This window comes from Streptomyces sp. MBT65 (assembly GCF_016612545.1).
GTDB lineage: Bacteria > Actinomycetota > Actinomycetes > Streptomycetales > Streptomycetaceae > Streptomyces.
Window position 1 is genome coordinate 1 of the sequence record NZ_JAENRY010000668.1, and the last position, 1,320, is coordinate 1,320.

Sequence of the window (1,320 nt, forward strand, 5' to 3'; positions counted from 1 at the left end):
GCATCGTGAAGGTGCCTGGCCCTTTGGCGTGTGTGCCTTGTGGGGGTGTGAGGGTGGCGGGCGGGGTGCGGGTATGTGGGTGCGGTGTGCGGGCGGGTTCTAGGTAGGAAGGCAGGGGGGCGTCAGGCGTGGCGGGCGGTTGCGCTGCTGGGGCCGCCGCCGGCGCCGGCTTCGACCTTGGCTCCGGGTTCTGCCTCGGCTTCGGCACCAGCGCTGGCTTCTGCTCCGGCTCCGGCGTTGGAGCCGGCTTCTGTACCGACGCCTGAGCTGGCCGTGGTCTTGGCTTCTGCCTCGGTCCTGGCCTCGGTCCCAGCTCCGGTTCTGGACGGGTTCCGGATCGGTTTTGGGCCGGGCTGGAGGTCCGGCCGGTGGCCCCAGTCCGCCGATCGGTCCCCTGCCTTCCCTCCCGGGGGCGGTCCGCAGAAGTGGTGACAGTCCGGGGAGAACTGTCACACTTCCCCGACCCGGCAGCCCCACCCCGGTCCTCGGCCTTGGCTCTCGTGCCGGCTGGGACCTTGGCTCCGGCTTCGCCTTTGGTTCCGGCTTGGGCTCTGCCCTGCCTCCGGCTCCGGCTTTAGCCTTGGCTTCGGTTCAGGCCTCAGCCTCAGCTCCGGCCCTGCCTCTGGCTCCGGCTCTCCGCTCAGGTTCCGGCCCCGGCCCTCGCCCTGCCTCCGCCCGTAGCCCCGCCCCGGTCCTCCCGCGGCCCTCGTCAGCCCTCCTGGGCCCTCCTCAGTCGTCGTCCGTGTGCGGTGTGCGCGGGCCGCCCAGTTCCACCGCCGTGCAGCGCCAGCGGAGGTCCGCGCCTCGTTCCAGGCGGAAGGCCATGGCCCTTACCTGGTCACCCGCACCGATGCGGGCGAAGGCCTCCACGGCGCCCGGACGGGCGACGTAGTAGCCGATGTCGCGAACCACCGGGCGGCTGCCGCGGGTGGCCCGCAGGGGGCCGTGTTCGGCGAGCCGGGCCAGGTCGTNTCGGCGAAGAGATCGGTGGGGCGTGGCTGCGGAACCCCGCTGCGGGCGGCCTGGGTGGCCTGGGCGGGCACGGTGTGGGGTTCGGCCTGCGGTGAGGTACGCGGTGAGGTGCTCGGCGAGGTGTGCGGCGAGGTGTGGGAAACCGCTCGGCCTGCCATGGGAGTTGATGCCGTAGGGGTCGTGCCGTGGCTCGGCGTCGGTGCAGAAGGCCTCGGGACAGTGGTCGCACCCGTGCGCCTCGCCGGAGCCGCGCTCGCCGGCGTCTCGGCCGCAGGTGCCGTACGGGACGTTCCCCCGCCCTGTCCGCGAGGCGAACCCGTGCCGGGGCGGCGGGGGAACGTCCCGTAC

General features: G+C 73.5%; 1 protein-coding gene. It reads right to left on the minus strand.

The window, feature by feature from the left end; genetic code table 11:
- Window positions 1-729: 729 nt before the first annotated feature.
- Window positions 730-1,320: Rv3235 family protein (locus JHN63_RS53760; protein ID WP_234478973.1), on the minus strand; the 591-nt coding region annotated here is incomplete at its 5' end.